This window comes from Pseudomonas sp. PS01299, from assembly GCF_029960145.1.
GTDB lineage: Bacteria > Pseudomonadota > Gammaproteobacteria > Pseudomonadales > Pseudomonadaceae > Aquipseudomonas > Aquipseudomonas putida_A.
This window is the reverse complement of record NZ_JASCPO010000485.1, coordinates 1-1,259: the sequence shown is the minus strand read 5'-3', so window position 1 is coordinate 1,259 and position 1,259 is coordinate 1. Positions and strand designations below refer to the sequence as shown.

The window sequence follows — 1,259 nt, the reverse complement described above, 5'->3', positions numbered from 1 at the left end:
GCTCGCGATAGCGGTGTATTGGTTTCTACGTACGTCGACTGATCTACCGCTATCGCGAGCAGGCTCACTCCTACAAGGGGGGGCTCAACTCATCAGAACGCCATTCGCCACTGGCCTGTCACGCCGTAACTGCGGCTGTCGTTGCCGGCCTCGCCAGTGAGGCCAATGCCCAAGGTGTTGCGGGCGGACAGAGTCAGATCCACACCCGCATCCAGCGTAAAGCTGTTGCGATCCATCTCGGCTCCGGTGACTTCAAAGCTTTTGCCACCCCTGACCAGTTGCTGGCGCGTTTCGTTGTCGAGCTCACCGTAGGTGTGTTTTACGCTCGCGCTCAGGCGCGGCGTCAGCTGCATGCCATTGGAAAGGTGGCTGGTTTTCGCCATGCGCAGGCCGAGGGTGCTGCTCGGATTCGCCCGCGTTTGCCCGTGAACCTTGAGTGCCGCATCGCCACCTTTCTCGGTGTAGCCGTCACGCTGGTAGCGTTGATAACCCACGCTGGCGAACGGTTCGATGCTGACGTTGCCGCGACCGAGGTTGTAGCCGACTTCGGCAAAGATCTGCTGGGTACTGGCGTCATAGCTGCTCTTGAGCCGATCACTGAAACCATTGAAGTCGACGCGACGTTTGCCGTTGCCGTCATGATGGCCGTACGAGGCGCCCAGGCGCAGGGCGAACGGGCCGTCCTGTCGCTGGGCGTAGGCGCCGAGGTACCAACTGTCGAGATCGCCGTCGAACTGTTGGGCATCGAAGCGGGTTTGCGCTTTTGCGCCCATCAGGCCGACATGCCATTGCTCGTCGATTCGCCAGTCGGCCCCCATGATCAGACCTTGAGTGGAATGCTTCAGGACACTGTCGGCGTCCCGGTCGACCTTGCCGCCATTTCCCAGAGCCTGCAGCCAGACCCGCCCGTTGCCTTCGCCGCCAGCCGCCAGCCGCGGTGTATTCCCCGATCCTTGCGTGCCATGGCGGCCGTCCAATTGATGCATGGCCGAGAGCATGCTGGCGCTGAGCGGATTGACGCTGCTCAGTGTAGCTTTGGCGAGGTTGGCGTTGCTGCCGGCGGCGAGTTGTTCGAGGGCCACGCTGGCCGTCGGCTTGCTGGCGCCGATCAGGGCCGTGACGGCAGTATTTTGAGGTGTGGCCGCTTCCGAGGCTTTATCTGGTTGGCGAGGTGTCTCAGGCTCTTGAGGTTGCTGAGGTTGCTGAGGTTGCTGAGGTTGCTGAGGTTGCTGAGGTTGCTGAGGTTGCTGAGGTTGCTG

Annotated in this window: 1 protein-coding gene; it reads right to left on the bottom strand. The window is 61.8% G+C overall.

All coding sequences use genetic code 11. The features are described 5' to 3' along the window. Positions 1–92: 92 nt before the first annotated feature. Positions 93–1,259, bottom strand: a 1,167-nt coding sequence (locus QMX91_RS31160; RefSeq protein WP_282413910.1) for an autotransporter outer membrane beta-barrel domain-containing protein, incomplete at its 5' end; no start/stop codon positions are given.